The sequence below is a fragment of the Enterobacteriaceae endosymbiont of Donacia bicoloricornis genome (genome assembly GCF_012567955.1).
In the GTDB taxonomy this organism is placed as follows: Bacteria; Pseudomonadota; Gammaproteobacteria; order Enterobacterales; family Enterobacteriaceae.
In genome coordinates this window covers 183,593-206,233 of sequence record NZ_CP046186.1, presented here as the reverse complement: position 1 = coordinate 206,233, position 22,641 = coordinate 183,593, and the positions used below count along the sequence as shown (strand labels likewise).

At 21.3% G+C, this 22,641-nt stretch carries 16 protein-coding genes, 2 tRNA genes and 1 pseudogene; 13 read left to right on the top strand and 6 right to left on the bottom strand.

What is annotated here, in order from left to right; all coding sequences use genetic code 11:
* The 4 genes from corA to rpiA all read right to left on the bottom strand — a co-directional run bounded on the left by corA (window position 1) and on the right by rpiA (window position 4,788).
* Window positions 1-957, bottom strand: a complete 957-nt coding sequence (gene corA / locus GJU03_RS01000) for a magnesium/cobalt transporter CorA (protein WP_168918839.1) — start codon at window positions 955-957, stop codon at window positions 1-3.
* A gap of 80 nt (window positions 958-1,037) precedes the next feature.
* Window positions 1,038-3,200 carry a UvrD-helicase domain-containing protein gene (locus tag GJU03_RS00995; RefSeq protein ID WP_168918838.1) on the bottom strand — a complete coding sequence of 721 codons (2,163 nt, stop codon included), beginning with the start codon at window positions 3,198-3,200 and terminating at the stop codon, window positions 1,038-1,040.
* Window positions 3,201-3,232: 32 nt separating this feature from the next.
* On the bottom strand, window positions 3,233-4,057 hold the full coding sequence (gene dapF / locus GJU03_RS00990; protein ID WP_168919055.1) for a diaminopimelate epimerase: 825 nt from the start codon (window positions 4,055-4,057) through the stop codon (window positions 3,233-3,235).
* 62 nt (window positions 4,058-4,119) lie between these two features.
* Window positions 4,120-4,788 (bottom strand): ribose-5-phosphate isomerase RpiA, encoded by a 669-nt coding sequence (gene rpiA / locus GJU03_RS00985; RefSeq protein ID WP_168918837.1) that lies wholly within the window; start codon window positions 4,786-4,788, stop codon window positions 4,120-4,122.
* Window positions 4,789-4,969: 181 nt separating this feature from the next.
* Here rpiA and GJU03_RS00980 point away from each other — a divergent pair, with 181 nt between their 5' ends.
* The 4 genes from GJU03_RS00980 (at window position 4,970) to lysS (ending at window position 9,317) form a co-directional block, all read left to right on the top strand.
* Window positions 4,970-6,424 (top strand): trypsin-like peptidase domain-containing protein, encoded by a 1,455-nt coding sequence (locus tag GJU03_RS00980; RefSeq protein ID WP_168918836.1) that lies wholly within the window; start codon window positions 4,970-4,972, stop codon window positions 6,422-6,424.
* Between the two features lie 57 nt (window positions 6,425-6,481).
* Window positions 6,482-6,554: transfer RNA gene (locus tag GJU03_RS00975), tRNA-Ile, on the top strand.
* A gap of 133 nt (window positions 6,555-6,687) precedes the next feature.
* Window positions 6,688-7,786 (top strand): peptide chain release factor 2 gene (prfB, locus tag GJU03_RS00970; protein WP_168918835.1). Its coding sequence is split into 2 segments (ribosomal slippage): window positions 6,688-6,762 and window positions 6,764-7,786, totalling 1,098 coding nucleotides; the frame shifts between segments, so codons are not numbered across the junction.
* A gap of 28 nt (window positions 7,787-7,814) precedes the next feature.
* Entirely contained in the window at window positions 7,815-9,317 is a 1,503-nt protein-coding gene (gene lysS, locus GJU03_RS00965; RefSeq protein WP_168918834.1) for a lysine--tRNA ligase, read from the top strand.
* Here the strand turns inward: lysS and tpiA are convergent.
* Both tpiA and GJU03_RS00955 read right to left on the bottom strand, forming a co-directional pair.
* Window positions 9,300-10,082 carry a triose-phosphate isomerase gene (gene tpiA / locus GJU03_RS00960; RefSeq protein WP_168918833.1) on the bottom strand — a complete coding sequence of 261 codons (783 nt, stop codon included), beginning with the start codon at window positions 10,080-10,082 and terminating at the stop codon, window positions 9,300-9,302. The two genes, lysS and tpiA, sit on opposite strands and share 18 nt — an antisense overlap.
* 22 nt (window positions 10,083-10,104) lie before the next feature.
* Window positions 10,105-10,857: an FAD-binding oxidoreductase gene (locus GJU03_RS00955; protein ID WP_168918832.1), complete on the bottom strand. Its 753-nt coding sequence runs from the start codon at window positions 10,855-10,857 to the stop codon at window positions 10,105-10,107.
* 191 nt (window positions 10,858-11,048) lie between these two features.
* On the opposite strand from GJU03_RS00955, the gene GJU03_RS00950 reads away from it, so the two are divergent.
* The 9 genes and pseudogenes from GJU03_RS00950 to GJU03_RS00910 all read left to right on the top strand — a co-directional run.
* Window positions 11,049-11,121: transfer RNA gene (locus tag GJU03_RS00950), tRNA-Trp, on the top strand.
* Window positions 11,122-11,347: 226 nt separating this feature from the next.
* Window positions 11,348-13,009 carry an acetolactate synthase 2 catalytic subunit gene (gene ilvG / locus GJU03_RS00945; protein WP_168918831.1) on the top strand — a complete coding sequence of 554 codons (1,662 nt, stop codon included), beginning with the start codon at window positions 11,348-11,350 and terminating at the stop codon, window positions 13,007-13,009.
* Window positions 13,010-13,243: an acetolactate synthase 2 small subunit gene (ilvM, locus tag GJU03_RS00940; protein ID WP_168918830.1), complete on the top strand. Its 234-nt coding sequence runs from the start codon at window positions 13,010-13,012 to the stop codon at window positions 13,241-13,243. It begins immediately after the preceding gene.
* A gap of 45 nt (window positions 13,244-13,288) precedes the next feature.
* The gene (locus GJU03_RS00935; RefSeq protein ID WP_168918829.1) at window positions 13,289-14,218 is read left to right on the top strand and encodes a branched-chain amino acid transaminase; all 930 of its coding nucleotides are present in this window, start codon (window positions 13,289-13,291) and stop codon (window positions 14,216-14,218) included.
* 32 nt (window positions 14,219-14,250) lie between these two features.
* Window positions 14,251-16,110, top strand: a complete 1,860-nt coding sequence (gene ilvD, locus GJU03_RS00930; RefSeq protein WP_168918828.1) for a dihydroxy-acid dehydratase — start codon at window positions 14,251-14,253, stop codon at window positions 16,108-16,110.
* A 154-nt stretch (window positions 16,111-16,264) separates the two neighbouring features.
* Window positions 16,265-17,746, top strand: coding sequence for a ketol-acid reductoisomerase (ilvC, locus tag GJU03_RS00925; protein ID WP_168918827.1), 1,482 nt, complete (start codon window positions 16,265-16,267; stop codon window positions 17,744-17,746).
* Window positions 17,747-17,973: 227 nt separating this feature from the next.
* Window positions 17,974-19,101, top strand: coding sequence for a glutamine-hydrolyzing carbamoyl-phosphate synthase small subunit (carA, locus tag GJU03_RS00920; RefSeq protein ID WP_168918826.1), 1,128 nt, complete (start codon window positions 17,974-17,976; stop codon window positions 19,099-19,101).
* A gap of 1 nt (window position 19,102) precedes the next feature.
* Window positions 19,103-22,342, top strand: a complete 3,240-nt coding sequence (gene carB / locus GJU03_RS00915) for a carbamoyl-phosphate synthase large subunit (protein WP_168918825.1) — start codon at window positions 19,103-19,105, stop codon at window positions 22,340-22,342.
* A gap of 22 nt (window positions 22,343-22,364) precedes the next feature.
* Window positions 22,365-22,641: pseudogene (locus GJU03_RS00910) on the top strand (tRNA-modifying protein YgfZ); the annotation flags it as partial.

The following is a 22,641-nucleotide window of genomic DNA, read 5'->3' as shown; positions in this document are numbered from 1 at the left end:
CTATAACCACTTTTTCCTTTTAAAATAAAAATAAGGAGCTAATGCTGAAATTATCATTATAATGATGGCATAGAAATAACCATATTTCCATTTTAATTCTGGTAAAGAAGAAAAATTCATTCCATAATTAGATGCTACTAATGTAGGAGGTAAAAAAATAACAGATACTAATGAAAAAATTTTAATAATTCTATTTTGTTCTATATTAATAAAACCCATTGCAGCTTGTACTAAAAAATTAACTTTTTGGAATAATGATTCATTATGAGGTAAAAGTGATTCAATATCTCTTGAGATTTCTCTTGCTTGTTCTATTTGTATTTTGGGTAATCTAGTTTTTCTCATTAAAAAATTTACTGCTCTTTGTGTATCCATTAAACATAGTCTTACTTTCCAACCAATATCTTCTAATTCAGCTAAAGTAGAAAGTGCATTATCAAATTGATCGTTTTGATGTCCTTTCATAATAATACAACTTAAAGATTCTAAATCACTATATATATTTTCTATTTTATCAGCTAATTGTTCAATTTTAGTGTCAAATATATCTAATAATAATTCATAAGGATTACCATATATCATGGTATTATGATTATACATACGTTTTCTATATAGACGAAAAGTAGATAATTCTTTTTCTCTTAAGGTATATAATCTATTATTTTTAATTGTAAATGCAACTGTAGTTATTCCAGCATATTCATCTCTATTTTTATAAAAAAAAAACGAATGAATATGTAATCCTTCTTTATTTTCAAAAAATCTTGCAGAAGCTTCTATATCCTCTAATTCAGGTCTAGTAGCTAGATTTTGTCCTAATAAAGAAAAAATTTTTTTTCTTTCATTTTCTTCAGGTTTTATTAAATCAATCCAAATTGCATCTAAAAGATTATTATAATCATTATTTAATTTTATATAAATTAAATGTTTGTTATATATTTTATAAGCATTTAACATAATAACTCCTAATTAGGATATTATTTAAATAATAATATAAATAAATTTATATTTTTAAATTTTATTTTATAAATATTTTTTTATATATAAAAATGTATATAATTAGACATTATCCATTTTTTTATTTTATTAAATTTAATTTGTAATTTTATATTATTTTTAATAATTTCTATTTTTAGAATAATTCCTTTACCAAAATTTTTGTGATAGATTATTTGTCCTATAAAATATTTTTTTTTATTTAAATAACTAATTTTTTTTATACAATTTTCTGGTAATTCTTGGATAAATCTTGATGGTATTGAATTAATTTCTTTACCATATAAATAACGTTTTTTTGTATAAGTTAATGTTAACTTTTTTTTTGCTCTAGTAATCCCTACATATGCTAAACGTCTTTCTTCATTAATATTTTGATTAATAAAAGAAATTTTATTAGGGAAAATACCTTCTTCCATACCAATAATAAATACTTCAGAAAATTCTAATCCTTTAGACGCATGAATAGTCATCATTTGTATATAATTATTAATTTTTTGATTTATTTTATTTAGATTAATATCTTCAGTTAATAGTAATGATTGAGAAAGAAAATTTATTAATAAGTTATTTTTAATATTTTTATAAAAAAAATTATTTTTATTTTTCAATGAATTTTTTGTAAAATCATCAGCAGCATTAATTAATTCCTTTAAATTATTGATTTTATTAAAATTTTTTTCAGTAAAACAACTTTTGTTATACATTTCCCATAATCCAGAATCTTTTATGGTTTCTTTAATTATAATTGATAAAGGTTTATTTTTTATATTTTTTTTTAAAAATTTAATTAAATTAATAAATTTTTTTAATGAATTAAATGACATAGTATTTAAATATTTTTTATTTTTTAATAAATAAATACTAGATTCCCATAATGTTAATAAATATTTTTTAGAAATGTATTTTATTATATTTAATGTTTTTTCTCCAATATTTCTTTTAGGTATATTTATAATTCTCTCAAAAGAATTATCATCATTATAATTGGATATTAATCTTAGATATGATAGAATATATTTTATTTCTTGACGTTCAAAAAAACGTACTCCTCCATATATTTTATATGGAATAGCAAATTTTAACATAACTTCTTCTAAAATACGAGATTGAAAATTATTTCTATAAAGAATTGCACAATTATTTAATTCTATATTTTTTTTTATGAAATTTTTATATATTTGTTTTGCAATGTATTTAGCTTCATCAAATTCATTAAATGCAGTATATATATAAATAAGTCTTCCATCATTTTCATGAGTCCATAATTTTTTTTTTAATCTAGTATTATTATGAGAAATTAATTCATTTGCAGCTTTTAAAATATTTGAAGTAGAACGATAATTTTGTTCTAATAAAATTGTCTTAACTTTATCAAAATCTTTTAAAAAACGATACATATTTTCAACTTGAGCACCCCTCCATCCATAAATTGATTGATCATCATCTCCAACAAGAAAAATTTTAGTATTATAAGATTTATTATATAATAAAGATATAAATTTATATTGTAAATCATTCGTATCTTGAAATTCATCAATTAAGATATTTTTAAATCTTTGTTGATATATTTTTAATATATGAGGATTATATAAAAATAATTTATATAAATATAATATTAAATCATTGAAATCAATTACTTCTGTAATTTTACATAAATTTTTATATTCAATATATATTTTAGAAAAAATTGGATCATAAAAAAAATTTTGTTTATTAAAATAATTATTATTTTTATTAAAAAAATTATTTTTAAAATTATTTATATATTTTAAAATATTATCTATAGAATAATTTTTATCTTGTAAATATAATTTTTTTAAAATTCTTTTAATAAAATTTTTTTGATCAAAAATATCTATAATTTGAAAATTTTGAGTTAATCCTGCCTCTAAATAATAAATTCTTAATATATAATAAGCAAAACTATGAAATGTTCCTATCCAAATATCATTTTTTTGATCATTTTTTATGAAAAATTTAATTCTTTTTTTAAGCTCTAATGCTGCTTTATTTGTAAAAGTCATAGCTAAAATAGATTTAGGAGCACAATTTTCTTTATAAATTAACCATGCTATTCTACGAATTAATACAAGTGTTTTCCCACTACCAGCTCCAGCTAATATTAATAAATTTTTTCTTATTTCAGATACTACTTCTTTTTGTTTATTATTTAAATTTTTTAATAAATTAAGACTTTTCATTTACTGAAATACCAAAATAAAAATAAAATTTATTATAGTAATATTTTACCATCAAATACATAATTTGCACTTCCTTGCATGTATAAATCATGATTACTACCTCGCCAAGATATAATAATAATTCCTCCAGTAAGATGTACATATACTTTTTCAGCTAAAATATTTTTTTTAACCCCTATTGCAACAGCTGCGCATGCACCTGATCCGCAGGACATAGTTTCTCCTACTCCCCTTTCAAACACTCTTATTTTAATATTATTAATATTTAAATATTCCATAAAACATACATTAATTTTTTGAGGAAATAATTTATGATTTTCCAAAAATGATCCTATTAATGATATTGGAGTTTTTGATACATTTTTTACTTGAACAACACAATGTGGATTTCCTAAAGAAACAACATTAAAATAAATATATTTATTTTTAAAAAATAATTTATATGTATTTTTAATACTGTTAGTTGTAAATGGGATTTCTTTTGGATTAAATAAAGGTATACCCATATTTACCGAAATAAAATTATCATTTAAAAATTTTAAATATATTAAACGATTTTTTGTACTTACACATATTTTTTTTTTAAAAATTAATTTTTTTAGTTTTAAATATAATGCAAGACAACGTGCTCCATTACCACATTGTTCTACTTCATTACCATCAGAATTAAAAATTCTATAATGAAAATCAATATTTTTATTTAATGATAATTCTAATAATAATAATTGATCAAATCCTATTCCTAAATGTCGATTAGATAGTTTTTGTATCACTTTTTTTTCTAAAAAAAAGAATTTTTTTATATTATTTATAATAATAAAATCATTTCCTAATGCATGCATTTTAGTAAATTTTATTTTCATATAATGTATTCAAATTTTAAAAATTAAATTGTTAAAAATAAATGATTAATTTGAATTTAAATTTTTTTATTTATTATTGACACTGTATTATTATGTTTACCTATTATAATTATATCAGCACATCTTTGTGTAAATAAACCAACTGTTACAACTCCAGGGATATTATTTATATATTTTTCTATTTTTAGAGGTTCACATAAATTTAAATTATATACATCTAATATTATATTTCCATGTTCTGTTATTGTATTTATACGTTTTTTAACTATTGCTCCTAAATATGATAGTTGTTTAATAATAAATTTTTCTGCTAAAGGTATTATTTCTATTGGAACAGGATGTAATATACCTAAATTTTTTACATATTTTGATTCATCTATCATACAAATAAATAAATCTGAAAAACTAGATATAATTTTTTCATTAGTTAAGGCAGCACCTCCTCCTTTTATCATTTGCATTTTATGATTAATTTCATCAGCACTATCAAAATATATCCCAATTTTTTTTACTTTATTGATTTGATAAATATTAAAATTATATTTTTGTAATTTTTTTGTAGAACTTCTAGAAGCAGATACTATACCTATAATATTTTTTTTTTCAGTATATAAAAGATCAATAAAGTTAGATATTGTTGTTCCTGATCCAATTCCAATAATATTATGATTTTTAATATATTTTATTGCTGATTTTGCTGCAAGAATTTTTAATTTATTAAACATACAGATTTATATATTTATATTAAATATAATCTATATTATATTAAGTACAATAATTTGTAAAAAAATTTATATTTTATTATTTAAATAATTTTAAACTTAAACTGATTAAAAATCAGTATTTATTTAAAATTAAATAATTTTGTATAAATCTAATTTAATAAATTTTATTAAGAGATTTTTTATGAAAAAATTTAAAATATTTTTTTATATATTTTTTTTTGTTATTATAATAACAATACGACAAAAATATGCTAGTGCTAAATTATTACCATTTAATTTTAAAAAAAAATGGAATAATCATTCATTACCAAGTTTATCAAAAATATTAAAAAAAGTTACTCCTTCAGTTGTTAGTATTGATGTTCAAGGAAGTACTTTTGTATCACAATTTAAATTACCTCCTAAAATACAAGATTATTTAAATGAACATTTTTCATTATGTAAAGCAGGATCTCCATATGAAAATACTCCTATTTGTGGAAATAATAATAATATTCTTGAACAAAAATTTCATGCAATTGGTTCTGGAGTAATTATAAATGCTAAGAATGGCATAATTATTACTAATAATCATGTTATTAATCATGCTAAATACATTTCAGTAGAATTGAGTAATGGAAAAACATATGAAGCTAAAATTATAGGACAAGATCCACAAATGGATGTTGCTTTAATAAAAATAAAAAATAATATAATAAATTTAAAAAGTTTAAAAATAGCTAATTCTGATAATTTAAAAGTTGGTGATTATACTATAGCAATAGGCAACCCATATGGATTAGGTGAAACTGTAACATCAGGTATTATATCTGGATTAGGACGTACAGGACTTAATATTGAAAATTTTGAAAATTTTATTCAAACAGATGCTGCAATTAATCGCGGGAGTTCTGGGGGAGCATTAGTTAATTTAAATGGAGATTTAATTGGAATTAATACTGCTATTTTAACACCAAATGAAGGTAATATTGGAATTGGTTTTGCTATACCTAGTAATACAATAACAAATTTAATTCATCAATTTACTAAATTTGGAAAAATAAAAAGAGGTTCTTTAGGAATCTATGGAGTTGATTTAGATCCTCAATTAGCTAAAGTTATGAATATTCATAATTTATATAAAGGTACTTTTATTCGTGACGTTATACCATTTAAAAATAATCCATTAGATCCTGGTGATGTTATTGTTTCATTAAATAATAAACAAGTTAATAGTTATGCTTTATTAAAAGCAAAAATAAGTACTTTTATGACAGGAACTTTTGTTAAATTAGGAATTATAAGAAAAGGAGTTTTTAAAATTATAAAAACAAAATTAGGTGATTATTGTAGTAATGAATCTTTTAAAAAAAATATGATGTATTACGGTATTGAAGGGAGTTATTTAGTTAATACTGATTTAAAAAATAGAAATGTTTTTTTTAAAATGGGGAAAAATACTGCAGTTAAAGTTATAAATATACTTCCTAATTCTCCTGCAGAAATAATAGGTTTAAAAAAAGATGATATAATATTATCAATTAATAGGAGACGTACAATAGATATAAAAAAAGTTAAAGAAATTTTAGATAAACATCCATCATTAATTCTTTTATATATTTTAAGGGGAAAAAATAAATTTTATTTACTTAATTAAAAAAACATAAATTTAATTGAAATAAATTTTAAAATATATCATAATATTAGATAGTTTGGCCCTTTAGCTCAGTGGTTAGAGCAAACGACTCATAATCGTTAGGTCGTTGGTTCAAGTCCAACAAGGGCCATTGTTTATCAAAAAAATAATTTTTAACTTCTATAAATTTTAAATATATTAATCTTGATATAAATAAAGTAATTAAAATTAATTTTTATATTAAATTTAATTAAAACTTTTTTCATTAAAAGATTAGGAGAAATATGTTAGAAATTTACTTAATAAAAAATAAATTAAAAAAAATAAAAAAAAAAAATATTTTTATTAGGGGGTTTCTTTAATTATTCAAAATATAAAAAAAAATTATCAGTAATAAAAAATAAAATTAAAGATCCCAATATTTGGAAAGATTTTGATAATTTACTTATTTTAAATAAAAAAAAAACAAAAATTAAAAATTTAATATTATCTTTAGATAATCTTAATCAAGAAATTATTGATATTAATGAATTAATTAATTTAGCAATCGATACTAATGATAAAAAAATATTACAAGAATCAAGAAAAATATTATTTGATATTCAAAATAAAATAAATAATTTAGAATTTAAAAAAATTTTTATTAAAAAAAATGACAAAAAAAATTGTTTTATTGATATCCAATCTGGATCAGGTGGTATAGAATCTCAAGATTGGGCAAAAATAATAATGAAAATGTATTTAAAATGGGCAGAAAAAAAAAATTTTCAAGTAAAAATAATAAGTGAATCTCCCGGAGAAATTATAGGTATTAAATCATCTACATTACATATTATAGGTGATTATGCTTTCGGATGGTTACGTACAGAAAATGGTATTCACCGTTTAGTTAGAAAAAGTCCTTTTAGTTCATCTGGTAGAAGACACACATCTTTTGCTTCAACTTTTATATATCCAGAAATTAAAGAAGATAATAATATTTTTATTAATTCAGAAGATTTACGTATTGATGTATATCGATCTTCTGGTTCTGGAGGACAACATGTAAATCGTACAGAATCTGCTGTACGTATTACACATAACCCAACTGGGTTGGTAACACAATGTCAAAATAGTAGATCACAACATAAAAATAAGATTCAAGCTATAAAACAACTAAAATTTAAATTATATGAATTACAAAATAATATAAAAAAAAAAAAAAAAGAGAAAATGGAAAAAAAAAAATTTAATATTAGTTGGGGATATCAAATACGTTCTTATATATTAGATGATTCAAGAATTAAAGATTTAAGAACAGGTGTAGAAATTAATAATATACAATATGTACTTAATGGAAATCTAGACAAATTTATTGAAGCTAGTTTAAAATTAGGTTTATAAATAAAAATAAAAATAGGATTATTTTATTATGTCTGAAAGTAAAAAAAAAATTAATAATAATGAAATAATATTTCGACATAAAAAATTAATAGAATTAAGAAAAGAAACTAATATAGTTTTTCCTAATAATTTTAAAATTAATATTTCATTAGATAAAATATATAAAAAATATAATCATAAAAATATTTTTTTAGAAAAAAAATCATTTAATATTGCAGGACGTATAGTAAATTTAAGAATTATGGGAAAAGCTTCTTTTATTAATATTCAAGATTATACAGGAAATATACAAATTTATATATCTCAAAAAGAAGTTTCTCAAAAAATATATAAAAATTTTTTAAAAAAATATGATATCGGAGATATAATAGGCGTTACTGGTTATCTTTTTAAAACTAAAATTAATGTTTTATCTATTTTTTGTCAAAAAATTTATTTATTAACAAAAGCCATTAGATCATTACCCGATAAATATCATGGGTTACAAGACAAAGAAATAAAATATAGAAAAAGATATTTAGATTTAATTGTGAATAAAAAAACACGTTATATTTTTAAAAAAAGATCGAAAATTATATTAAATATTCGTAATTTTATGAATGAAAGAGATTTTATTGAAGTAGAAACTCCAATGATGCATAATATTCCAGGAGGAGCTTTAGCTAGACCATTTGTAACATATCATAATACTTATAATAAAAATATTTATTTACGTATTGCTCCTGAACTTTATTTAAAACGTCTTATAATCGGGGGTTTTAATAAAATTTTCGAAATTAATAGAAATTTTAGAAATGAAGGAATTTCTACTAAACATAATCCTGAATTTACTATGATGGAATTATATATCACATATTGTGATTATAAAGATTTAATGATTTTTTTTGAAAAATTTTTTAAAAAAATATATAAAAAAATATTTAAAAAGTATTTATTAAAATATAATAATTATGTTTTTGATTTAAATAAAAAATTTCATAAATTAACTATGAAAGAATCTATTATATATTTTTATCCTAATTTTTCTTTAGATAATTTAGAAGATAATAAAAAATTAGTAAAAATTGCTAACTTATTAAAAGTTAATATAAATCCAAGTTGGAGTCAGGGTAAAATTATTTTTGAAATTTTTGAAAAAAAAATTGTATCTAAAATTATAGAACCAACATTTATTACAGAATATCCTACTGAAATTTCTCCATTATCAAGAAATAACAATTTGAATCCTTTACTTACTGATAGATTTGAATTTTTTATTTGTGGTATGGAAATAGCAAATGGTTTTTCTGAACTTAATGATCCTGAAGAACAAAAAAAAAGATTTAAAGAACAACAAAATATTAAAAATATGAGTGATAATAAGATTATTTATAAAAATTTTTACGATCAAGATTACATAGAAGCATTAGAATACGGATTACCTCCTACTGCAGGACTAGGAATAGGAATAGATAGACTAGTTATGTTATTTACTGATACACAATCGATTAGAGATGTAATTCTATTTCCTATGTTAAGAACTATTGAATGAATTTATTGTTTTTTCAGCTTTTTTAACTAAAGAAATAAAATTTTCTATTGTTAAAGAAGCTTTACCTATTAATAAACCATTAATAGTTTTTTCTTGTAAAAAAATATCTAAATTAGAAACATTAACAGAACCACCATATAAAAAATATATATTTTTTACTATTTCAGAATTTAAAGATGATATATATTTTTTTATAAATAAAATAGTTTTTTGTATTTCATTTATGTTTGCATTTTTCCCAGAACCAATAGCCCAAATCGGTTCATAAGCAATAATAGTTTTATTTAAAATATTAATATTACTATTTTCTAGTATAGAATTGATTTGTTGTATACAAATTTTTTCTGTCTCATTTCTTTTTTTTTGTTTTTCTGTCTCCCCTAAACATAATATTGGAATTAATCCATTATTTTTAATTAAAATAAATTTTTTAGATATAATATCGTTATTTTCATTATGAAAAAATCTTCTTTCTGAATGTCCAATTATTACATATTTTACTCCAACATCTTTTAACATTTTAATTGATATTTCTCCAGTAAAAGATCCTTTTGTATGTATATCAACATTTTGTGCAGTTAAAGATATAGATGTATTTTTTAATAAATTATTAATATAACCTAAATATATATAAGGAGGAGCTATTGATAAATTACAAAAATATAATGATTTATATATTTTTTTCTTAATTAAATTTATATTTTTATTTATAAATTTATAATTACCATTTAATTTCCAATTAGCAATAATCAAAAATTTTGTCATATTATTTTCTTTATAGTTTATTTTACCAATATCTTTCAGATGTTATATTACCATTTTGTTTTTTTAAATTTTTAGATAAATTTCTAGTTTTTTCTAAAAAATTTTGTGTTTGTTTAATCATTTCTGGATTTCCACATAACATCACATGACTATTATTATTATTAATTTTTAATCCTATTTTTTTTTCTAATTTTCCATTTTTTATTAAATTAGGAATATAACCATATAAAATATTTTTATTTATATTAATATTTCTAGTTAAAATAACTTGAATTATTAATTGATCAAAATATTTATTTTGTATTTTTTTTAATAAATTTAAATAACTAAAATCTTTTATATATCTTATAGAATGTACTAAAATAATTTTTGAAAATTTTTTAAAACATATTTTATCTTGTAATATTGAAAGATAAGGTCCAATTCCAGTTCCTGTTGATAACATCCACAAATTTTCACAAGATTTAATATTATTTAAAGTAAAAATACCTGATGAATTTTTAGAAATAAAAATTTTATCATTAACTTTCAAATTATATAAATTTGTGCTTAATTTACCATTTTTAATATTGGAAATATAAAATTCATAATTTTTATTTTGTGGAGAATTTATATAAGAATAAGCTCTTTTTATTTTTTTGTTATTAATTTTTAATGCTAATCTTGTAAATTGACCTGCATAAAAATTGTTAATTTTTGCATTTAAAATAATACTAAATAAGTTTTCTGTCCAATATGTTATTTTCTTTATTTTACCAATACTCCATTCTGTCATATTTTATCCTTTTATATAAAAAAAATTTTATAAAAAAACAATATAAATAATAATTTATATTATATTTTTTCTAAAAATTTGACAAATAAAATTTAAATTAATAATCTAGTTATATAATTTAATTAAATTAATAAGTTGATATATATATAACTATAATATATTTTATTTATTATAGTAGGTTTTAAAATAAAAGGGGTGTAGTTTAATTGGTAGAATATTGGTCTCCAAAACCAATGGTTGGGGGTTCAAATCCCTCCACCCCTGTTTGTAAATTAAATATATATATTTATATAAGAAAATAAAAATTAACAAGTTTATATTTAAATAATAAGAATATTTATTCTTGTTTAAATTAAATAATATTATATAATTTTTCAAAAATTTTAATAACATATCAAAATAACAATCATATTTTTTAAATTTTAAAAAATTAAAGTAAATTAAATTGAATTATGCATATTATTTTATAACATTTAAAGAGGTTTTAAATATGAATGGAGCACAATGTATAATTCAAGAATTAAAAAAACAAAATGTTAAAACGGTATTCGGATATCCTGGTGGAGCTATTATGCCTCTTTATGATGCATTATATAATGAGGATATAGAACATATTTTATGTAGGCATGAACAAGGAGCTGCTATGGCTGCTATTGGATATGCTAGAGCTACTGGAAAAGTAGGAGTTTGTATCGCAACATCAGGTCCTGGCGCTACAAATTTAATAACAGGTCTTGCAGATGCAATGGTTGATTCTGTCCCTATTATTGCAATTACAGGACAAGTACCTTTACCATTAATTGGTACTGATGCCTTTCAAGAAATAGATATTATAGGAATGTCTTTATCATGTACTAAACATAGTTTTTTAATTACTTCATCGCTAGAATTAGCTAAAATAATAAAAAAATCTTTCTTTATAGCGGTATCTAATAGACCTGGTCCTGTATTAATAGATATACCAAAAGACATACAATTATCTGAATTACCTAAAATAATAAAATTAAAAAATAAAAAAAAAATTCATATTAATAAAAAAAAATATTCAAAAAAAAAAATTAAAGAAGCTAATTTTTTATTAAAAAAATCTAATATGCCTATATTATATATAGGAGGAGGAGTAAATATAGGTAATGCAGTTTATACATTAAGAAAATTTGTAAAAATTTCTAAAATACCAACAGTTGTCACATTAAAAGGATTAGGTACTATAAATAATAAACATCCGTATCATTTAGGAATGTTAGGAATGCATGGAAATAAAGCAGCTAATTATACTGTTCAAAAATGTGATTTATTAATAGCTATTGGTGCTAGATTTGATGATAGAGTAACAGGTAATATAAAAAAATTTGCACCTTATGCAAAAATTATACATATGGATATAGATCCAGCAGAAATTAATAAAATTTGTAAAGTAAATGTTGAATTATTAGGAGATTTAAATCTTTTAATACCATTATTAAAAAAACCAAAAAATATTTTAAAATGGCAAAATTATATAAAAAAAATAAAAAAAAAATATTCTTATAAATATAATTTTTTTATAAAAAATAATAAAATTTACGCTCCTTTTCTACTTAAAAAATTATCAGATATTAAAAGTAAAAAAACTATTATTACAACTGATGTGGGTCAACATCAAATGTGGACTGCACAACATATAACTTTTTCTAATCCTAAAAATTTTATTACTTCTAGTGGATTAGGAACTATGGGTTTTGGTATACCTGCTGCTATTGGTGCTCAAATAGCAAAACCTGATAATAATGTTATATGTATTTCAGGTGATGGATCATTTATAATGAATATACAAGAATTAAGTACAATTAAAAGAAAAAATTTACCTATAAAAATTATATTATTAGATAATAAAAGATTAGGTATGGTACGACAATGGCAAGAACTTTTTTTTAAAAAAAGATATAGTGAAACTACTTTATATGATAATCCAGATTTTATAAAATTAGCTAAATCTTTTGGAATTTCAGGTCATAGTATTAGCCATGAAAATGAGGTTGATAAAAGTTTAAAAAAAATTTTTTCTGTTAAAAAACCTTATATATTACATGTCTTAATTAATGAATATGATAATGTATGGCCATTAGTTCCTCCTGGATATAGTAATGATAATATGATAGAGAAGAATTAAATGAATAAATATCAATTATTTATTAAAACAAACATTAGTCCTGATATTATTGAAAGAATAATTAGAATTATTCGTCATAGAGGATTTTTAATTAAAACTATAGATATTAATGTAAAATATAAATTAGAAAATATTAATTTTAAATTAATAGTAAAAAGTTATAAATCTATAGATTTTTTAGTTAAACAAATTAAAAAATTAATAGATGTATTAGATATAGTAATAATCACATAAATTTTATGATAACATTATTATCACTTAAAATAAGGAAATATAATAATGTCTATAAAAAAGGCAGATTTTATTTGGTTAAATGGTAATATTGTAAAATGGGAAGATGCTAAAATTAGTGTTATGACTCATGCATTACATTATGGAACTTCTGTTTTCGAAGGTATTAGATGTTATAAATCATATAAAGGACCAGTTATTTTCCGCCATAAAGATCATATTAATCGTTTATATAATTCTGCTAAAATTTATCGTTTCCCATTAAAATTTAATATAAAAGAAATAATGAATGCTGTTTATAATATAATTAATATTAATAAGCTTAACGAAGCATATATTAGAATTTTAGTATTTATAGGAGATGTAGGTTTAGGTATAAATCCACCTCAAAAATATTATACAGATATAATGATCAGTGCATTTCCTTGGGAAAATTATCTTGGTAATAATGCAAAAAAAAATGGGATTAATACTATGATTTCTTCTTGGAATCGAACTAAACCTAATACTATACCTAGTATAGCAAAAGCTGGAGGAAATTATTTATCTTCTTTATTAATTGGAAGTGAAGCACGAAGAAATGGATATGATGAAGGAATTGCTTTAGATAGTTTAGGATTTGTTTCAGAAGGAGCAGGAGAAAATATTTTTAAAATTAAAAATAATATTTTATTTACCCCCCCACTTAATTCTTCAATTCTTCCAGGAATTACTAGAGATTCAGTTTTAAAAATAGCTAAAAATCTTAATTTTAAAATAAAAGAATCTTTAATATTAAGAGAATCTTTATATTTAGCTGATGAAATATTTTTAACAGGAACAGCAGCTGAAATTACTCCTGTATGTAGTGTTGATAATATATTAATTAATAATGGTAAAAGAGGGAAAATAACAAAAAATATACAAAAAGAATTTTTATATTTATTAAAAGGAAAAATAAAAGATAAATGGAATTGGTTAGATTATATTAAAAAATAATTATTTTTATTAATTAAAAAAAAAAGAAAAATATGCCTAATTATCGTTCGTTTACTACAACAAAAGGCCGTAATATGGCTGGATCAAGAGCTCTTTGGAGAGCAACAGGGATGCATGATGAAGATTTTAATAAACCTATTATCGCTGTAGTTAATTCTTTTTCACAATTTGTTCCAGGACATATACACTTACAAACATTAAGCAAAATTATTGCTGATGAAATAAAAAAAAATGGAGGAGTACCAAAAGAATTTAATACTATAGCTATAGATGATGGAATAGCTATGGGACATAATGGAATGTTATATTCTTTACCTTCTAGAGAACTTATTGCGGATTCTATAGAATATGTTATAAATGCTCATTGTGCAGATTCTATGATTTGCATATCTAATTGTGATAAAATTACTCCAGGTATGTTAATGGCTAGTTTACGACTAAATATACCTACTGTATTTATATCTGGTGGACCGATGGAATCTGGGAAAATTAATATAAAAGGAAATACAAAAATTAAAAGAATTGATTTAGTAGATGCTATGGTTGAATCAGCTAAATTAGAACAATCAGATAAATATATAAAAAAAATAGAATTAAATGCATGTCCAACTTGTGGATCTTGTTCTGGAATGTTTACAGCTAATTCAATGAATTGTATAGTGGAAGTTTTAGGTTTAGCCTTACCAGGTAATGGTTCTTTATTAGCTACACATATAAATCGTAAAGAATTATGTATAAAAGCAGCACGTAAAATAGTAGAAATTACAAAAAAATACTATATAAATAATGAAATTAATATTTTACCTAAAAATATTATTAATCAAAAATCATTTGAAAATGCAACTATGTTAGATATTGCTATGGGTGGTTCAACAAATACAATTTTACATATGTTAGCTTTATCGCAAGAAACTCAAGTATCATTTGATTTAAAAAAAATTGACAAATTATCAAAAAACACACCATGGTTATGTATGGTTTCTCCAAGTACAAAAATATTTTATATGGAAGATTTTCATAGAGCAGGAGGTGTAATTGGGGTTTTAAGTGAATTAAATAAAATTGGATTAATAAATAAACATGCGAGAAATATATTAGGATTAACAATAGAAGAAACTATTCATAAATATGATATAACTATTACAAATAGTAATAAAATTAAAAAATTTTATCAATCTGCTCCTGGAAATATAAAAACAATACATCCTTTTACCCAAAATAAAATGTGGAATTTAGATATAAATAGAAAAAAAGGTTGTATACGTTCCTACAAGTATGCCTATAGTAAAGATGGGGGATTAGCTGTTTTATATGGTAATCTTGCTAAAGATGGATGCGTAGTTAAAACTGCTAGTGTAAATAAAAAATTAATGGTTTTTACAGGTAGAGCAAAAGTGTTTGATAGCCAAGAATCTGCAGTATATGCAATTTTAAATAAACATATTTTTGTTGGGGATATTATTGTTATAAGATATGAAGGTCCTAAAGGAGGACCTGGGATGCAAGAAATGTTATATCCAACATCTTATTTAAAATCCATGAAATTAGATAAATATTGTGCATTAATTACAGATGGAAGATTTTCTGGAGGTACTTCGGGGTTATCTATAGGTCATATCTCTCCTGAAGCTGCAAATAAAGGTATTATAGCATTAGTTAAAAATGGTGATATTATTAAAATTGATATTCCAAATAGATCTATAAAATTAGATATTTCATCTTTTATATTAAATAAAAGAAGAGAAGAAGAACAAAAAAGAGGTAATTTAGCATATACCCCTTTTGTTAAAAGAAAAAGAAAAATTTCTTTAGCACTTAAAGCTTATGCTTTTTTAGCAACTAGTGCAGATAAAGGCGCAGTACGAGATAAAAATAAATTAAATTATAAATAAATTTAATTTTTTTAAAATTTATATAATAAATATTTAAATTTCCTTTTCTAAAATGGAAAATTTAAATATTAATTTTTAATTAAAAATAATTTTCTTAAACTAAATTAAAATTAACTAAATAATAACTTTATTAATAAAATATAGGATTCATTTAATGAATAATTATTTCAATAATTTAAATTTTCGTAAAAAATTACAAAATTTACAAAAATGTAGATTAATGCAATTTGAAGAATTTACAAATAGTATAAATTATTTAAAAAATAAAAATATTGTTATTATAGGCTGTGGATCTCAAGGATTAAATCAAGGATTAAATATGAGAGATTCTGGATTAAATATTTCATATGCATTAAAAAAAGAATCTATAAAAAATAAAAATTTATCTTGGCAAAGAGCATATAAAAATAATTTTAATATTGGTTCTTATAAAGACTTAATCCCTAATGCAGATTTAATAATTAATTTAACTCCAGATAATAATCATCATAATATTTTAAAAAAAATAAAATTTTTAATGAAAAAAGGAGCAACATTAGGATATTCTCATGGTTTCAATATTATTGAAGAAGGAGAAAAAATTCCTAAAAATATTACTGTTATTATGGTAGCTCCTAAATGTCCTGGTACTGAAGTAAGAGAAGAATTTAAAAGAGGTTTTGGAGTTCCAGCTTTAATTGCTGTTCATCAAAATGGTATTCATAATAATGGATTTAATATAGCTAAAGCATGGGCTTTTTCTATAGGAAGTCATAAAGCTGGAGTATTAGAATCTTCTTTTGCTGCTGAAGTAAAATCAGATTTAATGGGAGAACAAACAGTATTATGTGGTATGTTACAAACAGCATCAATTTTATTATTTGATAAATTATTAACATTAAATATTAATTCATCATATGCCTCACAATTAATCCAATTTGGATGGGAATCTATTACCGAATCCTTAAAACAAGGAGGTATTACTTTGATGATGGATAGATTAAATAATTTTAGTAAAATACGTGCTTATGAATTATCATTAATTTTAAAAAAAAAATTAAAACCTTTATTTAAAAAACATATAGATAATATAATTTCAGGAAAATTTTCAAAAAAACTAATAGAGGATTGGAATAATAATAATCTTAATTTAATTAAATGGAGAAAAATATATCAAGATAATAATTTCGAAAAAACTAAAAATACTCAAGATAATCATATAGAAGAACAAAATTTTTTTGATAAAGGGATTTTTATGATTTCTATAATTAAAAGTAGTATTGAATTATCATTTGATTTAATGGTGGAATCAGGTATAGCACCGTCATCAGCATATTATGAATCACTACATGAATTACCTTTAATTGCTAATACTATTGCAAGAAAAAAATTATATGAAATGAATAGAGTTATATCAGATACAGCAGAATACGGTAATTATTTATTCTCTAATAATGCTATTCCTTTATTAAAAAATTTTATTAATAATCTTACACCAGAAGATTTAGGTATTGTTAAAATAAAAAATAAATTAATAAATAATAAATATTTACGTGATTTAAATTATAATATTAGAAATCATCCTATAGAAAAAATAGGTTATATTTTAAGAAATTATATGATTCATATGAAATCTTTAACTAAAATTAAAAAATAAAACTATAAATTTACTCTCTTTTTATCTCTTATAAAGAGAGTAATATATATTTATTAGTTAAATATTTTTTACCATAAAAAAATTTTATTTTTTAAATTTAAAAATTTCTTAATTAATTTTAGATTGTATTTTCTTCTATAAAATTCTAAAATAGAATATTTATATATTTAAATAGTATAAATATATAAATTATATATAATATTTTATATAGATTATGGAGAATAAATTTGAATAATAAAGCCATAGTATTAATGGAAGATGGAACTAAGCTTTTTGGAAAATCTATTGGAGTTGAAGGTACTGTTATCGGAGAAGTAGTATTTAATACTGCAATTACTGGTTATCAAGAAATAATTACTGATCCTTCTTATTATAAACAAATTGTTATTTTAACATATCCACATATTGGTAATGTAGGAACTAATTTAAAAGATAATGAATCATCAAAAATTTATTTAAAAGGGCTTATTATTAATAATTTATCTAAAATATCAAGTAATTATCGTAGTACAGAAAATTTAGATATATTTCTTAAAAAGAATAATATTATTGCTATTGAAGGAATAGATACTCGATATTTAACAAGATTAATACGTAATAAAAAAATTAATAAAATAGGATTAATAGTTACTAAAAAAAATTTTAATTATAAAAATATCTTAAAAAAAATTAATAAATATAAAGGATTACAAGGAATTAATTTAATAAAAAATATTACAACAAAAAAAGTTTATTCTTTACCTACAGTAATTAAAAATTATATATTTTCAATACATATTGTAGTAATAGATTTTGGTGTTAAAAAAAGTATTTTAAACATGTTTATCAATAGAAAATGTAAAATTACTGTTGTTCCAGCTTTTACTAGTTATGAAAATATAATTTTATTAAATCCAGATGGTATTTTTTTATCTAATGGTCCTGGAGACCCTACTCCATGTTTTTCTATTATTAATACTATAAAAAAATTTTTAATAACGAATATCCCAATTTTTGGAGTTTGTTTTGGTCATCAAATATTAGCTATTGCTAATGGAGCAAAAATAAAAAAAATGGATATAGGACATCATGGAAGTAATCATCCTGTTAAAGATTTAAAACGTAATAAGGTATTGATTACTACTCAAAATCATGGATTTACTATTGATCCTAATGATTTTCCTAAGAATTTAGAAATTACACATAAATCATTGTTTGATAATACTATCCAAGGAATTCATTGTATAAATAAACCTGTTTTTGGCTTTCAAGGACATCCTGAAGCTAGTCCTGGACCACATGATGCATCTATTTTATTTGATTATTTCATAGAATTAATTCAAATATATTGTAAAAAAAAATATAAGAGATTATAAAATGCCAAAACGTATTGATATAAAAAATATTATGATTTTAGGTTCTGGACCAATTGTTATTGGTCAAGCTTGTGAATTTGATTATTCTGGCACTCAAGCGTGTAAAGCTTTAAAAGAGGAAGGCTATAATTTAATCTTAGTTAATTCTAATCCAGCTACTATTATGACTGATCCCGATATTTCTGATATTACGTATATAGAACCTATGAATTGGAAAATTATAGCTAAAATTATAGAAAAAGAAAAACCTGATGTTATTTTACCAACAATGGGTGGTCAAACAGCCTTAAATTGTATTATTGATTTACATAAAAATAAAATTTTAGACAAATTTAATGTAGAAATTATTGGTGTGTCAATTGAAACTATAAATAAAGCAGAAAATCGTAATTATTTTTCAAATATTATAAAAAAATTAGGATTTAATGTTCCTTATTCTTCAATTGTTCATAATCTTGATGAAGCAATAAATAATATAAAAAAAATTGGTTTTCCATGTATTATACGTCCATCATTTACTATGGGAGGAAGTGGTGGAGGAATAGCAAATAATATAAAAGAATTTAAAAAAATTTGTAAAAATGGTTTTAATTTATCTCCTAATCATGAATTAATTATTGATGAATCATTAATAGGTTGGAAAGAATATGAGATGGAAATTATAAGAGATCAAAATGGTAATTCTATTATTGTATGTTCAATTGAAAATATAGATCCTATGGGTATTCATACAGGAGATTCAATTACCGTAGCTCCAGCTCAAACTTTATCCGATAAGGAATATCAGATAATGAGAAATGCTTCGATATCAATTATGAAAGCTATGGATATTAAATCAGGAGGAGCTAATGTACAATTTGCTGTAAATCCAAAAACAGGAAAATTAATGGTAATTGAAATGAACCCCCGTGTATCACGTTCATCAGCATTAGCATCTAAAGCTACAGGTTTTCCAATTGCAAAAATATCCGCTAAACTTTCTATTGGTTATACATTAGATGAATTAATAAATGATATTACAAGTAATCATATTACTGCTTCTTTTGAACCATCTATTGATTATATAGTAATTAAAATACCTAGATTTAATTTTGAAAAATTTCATAATGTTAATGATAGATTAACAACACAAATGAAATCAGTAGGTGAAGTAATGTCTATAGGGAGATCTTTTCAAGAATCCATTCAAAAAGCTTTATGTAGTTTAGAAATTGGTATTAACGGTTTTGATCCTAAAATTAATTTATTTAAAAATGAAAAAAATTATAATTTAATTATAAAAGAATTAAAAAAACCAGGTCCTGATAGAATCAGATTTATTGCAGATGCTATGCGTGTAGGTATATCTATTGAAGATATATATAATTATTCTAAAATAGATAAATGGTTTTTAATCCAAATAGAAAATTTAATTAATATTGAAAATAGATTAAAAAAAAAAGATATAAAATATTTATATAATAAACAATGTTTTTTTAATTTAAAAAAAAAAGGTTTTTCTGATGCTAGATTAGCCAATCTATTTAACACTTCTGAAGAAAAAATAAGAAAATTAAGATATAAATTAGATATACATCCAGTATATAAAAGAGTGGATACATGTTCTGCTGAATTTCAAACTAATACTGCTTATATATATTCAACATATGAGACAGAATGTGAAGCTAATCCTAACAATAATAAAAATAAAATTATTATTTTAGGTAGCGGGCCTAATAGAATAGGACAAGGTATTGAATTTGATTATTGTTGCGTACATGCATCTATGATATTACGTAAAAATAATTTTGAAACAATTATGATTAATTGTAATCCAGAAACTGTATCTACTGATTATGATATTTCTGATCGACTATATTTTGAACCTATTACTTTAGAAAGTATATTAGAAATTATTAGGATAGAAAATCCTCAAGGAGTAATTATCCAATATGGAGGACAAACACCATTAAATTTAGCTAAAGAATTAGAAAAAGAAAATATTAATATTTTAGGTACAAGCTCTTCATCTATAGATCTTGCTGAAAACAGAAAAAAATTTCAATATATTATTAATTCTCTAGATTTAAAACAATCTGTTAATTATATGGTTAAAAATTTAAGTGAAGCATTAGAAAAATCAAAAAAAATAGGTTTTCCTATTATAGTTAGACCTTCCTATGTTTTAGGAGGTAGATCTATGGAAGTTATATATAATAAGAATGATTTAAAAAATTATTATTTGTTAAATATAAAAAATAATATTCCTGTTTTATTAGAAAAATTTTTAGAAAATGCAATAGAAGTTGATGTTGATGCTATTTGTGATCAAAAAAATATTTTTATAGGTGGTATTATGGAACATATTGAATATTTAGGAATTCATTCTGGAGATTCTGCATGTTCTTTCCCAACACGAACTTTAAGTAAAAAAATTTTAGAAAAAATTAAAATTCAAACAAAGAAATTAGCTATTAAAATTAATGTATGTGGATTAATAAATATTCAATTTGCTATAAAAAACAATAAAATCTATATAATAGAAGTAAATCCTAGAGCATCTAGGACAATTCCTTTTATTTCTAAAGCAATAAATATCCCATTAGCAAAAATGGGAGCATTAGTTATGCTAGGTAGAACTTTATCAGATTTAAATCTTGATGAAGAAATTATTCCCCCATATTTTAGTGTAAAAGAAGTAATGTTACCTTTTAATAAATTTGATAATATAGATCCTATTTTAGGACCAGAAATGAAATCTACAGGAGAAGTTATGGGTATAGGTTTTTCTTTTGCAGAAGCTTTTTATAAGGCTATATTGGGCACTAAATTCTATATTAGAAAATATGGTACTATATTAGTATCTGTACAAAATAAAGATAAAAAATTAATTTTTCCAATAGTTCAAAAATTAATAGATTATGGTTTTAAAATTGAAGCTACATATGGTACTGCTAAATTTTTAAGAAAATTAAATTTATTAGTTAAAATAGTTAGAAAATCTACAGAAAAGAAACCTAATATAATTGATTTTATTAAAAATAAAAAATATTCTTATATAATTAATATTGTAGAAAAAAAAGAATCTATTGAGAATTCTAAATTAATTAGAATTGTAGCTTTACAAAATAATATTTATTATAATACAACCATTAATGGTGCTAAGGCTAGCTTAGTTTCTATAGGAAAAAATTTTAAAAAAAGAGTATTTTCTTTACAAGAATTACATCAAATTTTACCAAAAAATAATTTTAATATTTAAAACAATAATATTTTTTATAAAAATGTCTAACTATATAGAAAAAATAAACATAAAAGAAAAAAAAGATAATTTATCAAAAATTTTTTATTTAAATGGTTTACAAATTATAAATATAAAAGGAAATGATAGTAAGATTTTTTTACAAAATCAATTAACAATTGATATTAATAGATTAGAAAATAATTTAAATTTTTTAAATGCTGTTCATTGTAACTCTTGTGGTAAAATATTAACAAATATGCATATTTTCAAAAATTCTAATAACCATTACAAATATATTATTCAAAAAAATATTTTAC

Coding starts and splice junctions, on each gene's coding strand:
- rpiA (WP_168918837.1), bottom strand. CDS start 4,788: ATGTTTAATAAATTAAAAATTCTTGCAGCAAAATCAGCAATAAAATAT.
- corA (WP_168918839.1), bottom strand. CDS start 957: ATGTTAAATGCTTATAAAATATATAACAAACATTTAATTTATATAAAA.
- carB (WP_168918825.1), top strand. CDS start 19,103: ATGCCAAAACGTATTGATATAAAAAATATTATGATTTTAGGTTCTGGA.
- ilvC (WP_168918827.1), top strand. CDS start 16,265: ATGAATAATTATTTCAATAATTTAAATTTTCGTAAAAAATTACAAAAT.
- GJU03_RS00955 (WP_168918832.1), bottom strand. CDS start 10,857: ATGACAGAATGGAGTATTGGTAAAATAAAGAAAATAACATATTGGACA.
- GJU03_RS00935 (WP_168918829.1), top strand. CDS start 13,289: ATGTCTATAAAAAAGGCAGATTTTATTTGGTTAAATGGTAATATTGTA.
- GJU03_RS00995 (WP_168918838.1), bottom strand. CDS start 3,200: ATGAAAAGTCTTAATTTATTAAAAAATTTAAATAATAAACAAAAAGAA.
- GJU03_RS00980 (WP_168918836.1), top strand. CDS start 4,970: ATGAAAAAATTTAAAATATTTTTTTATATATTTTTTTTTGTTATTATA.
- ilvD (WP_168918828.1), top strand. CDS start 14,251: ATGCCTAATTATCGTTCGTTTACTACAACAAAAGGCCGTAATATGGCT.
- tpiA (WP_168918833.1), bottom strand. CDS start 10,082: ATGACAAAATTTTTGATTATTGCTAATTGGAAATTAAATGGTAATTAT.
- ilvM (WP_168918830.1), top strand. CDS start 13,010: ATGAATAAATATCAATTATTTATTAAAACAAACATTAGTCCTGATATT.
- lysS (WP_168918834.1), top strand. CDS start 7,815: ATGTCTGAAAGTAAAAAAAAAATTAATAATAATGAAATAATATTTCGA.
- ilvG (WP_168918831.1), top strand. CDS start 11,348: ATGAATGGAGCACAATGTATAATTCAAGAATTAAAAAAACAAAATGTT.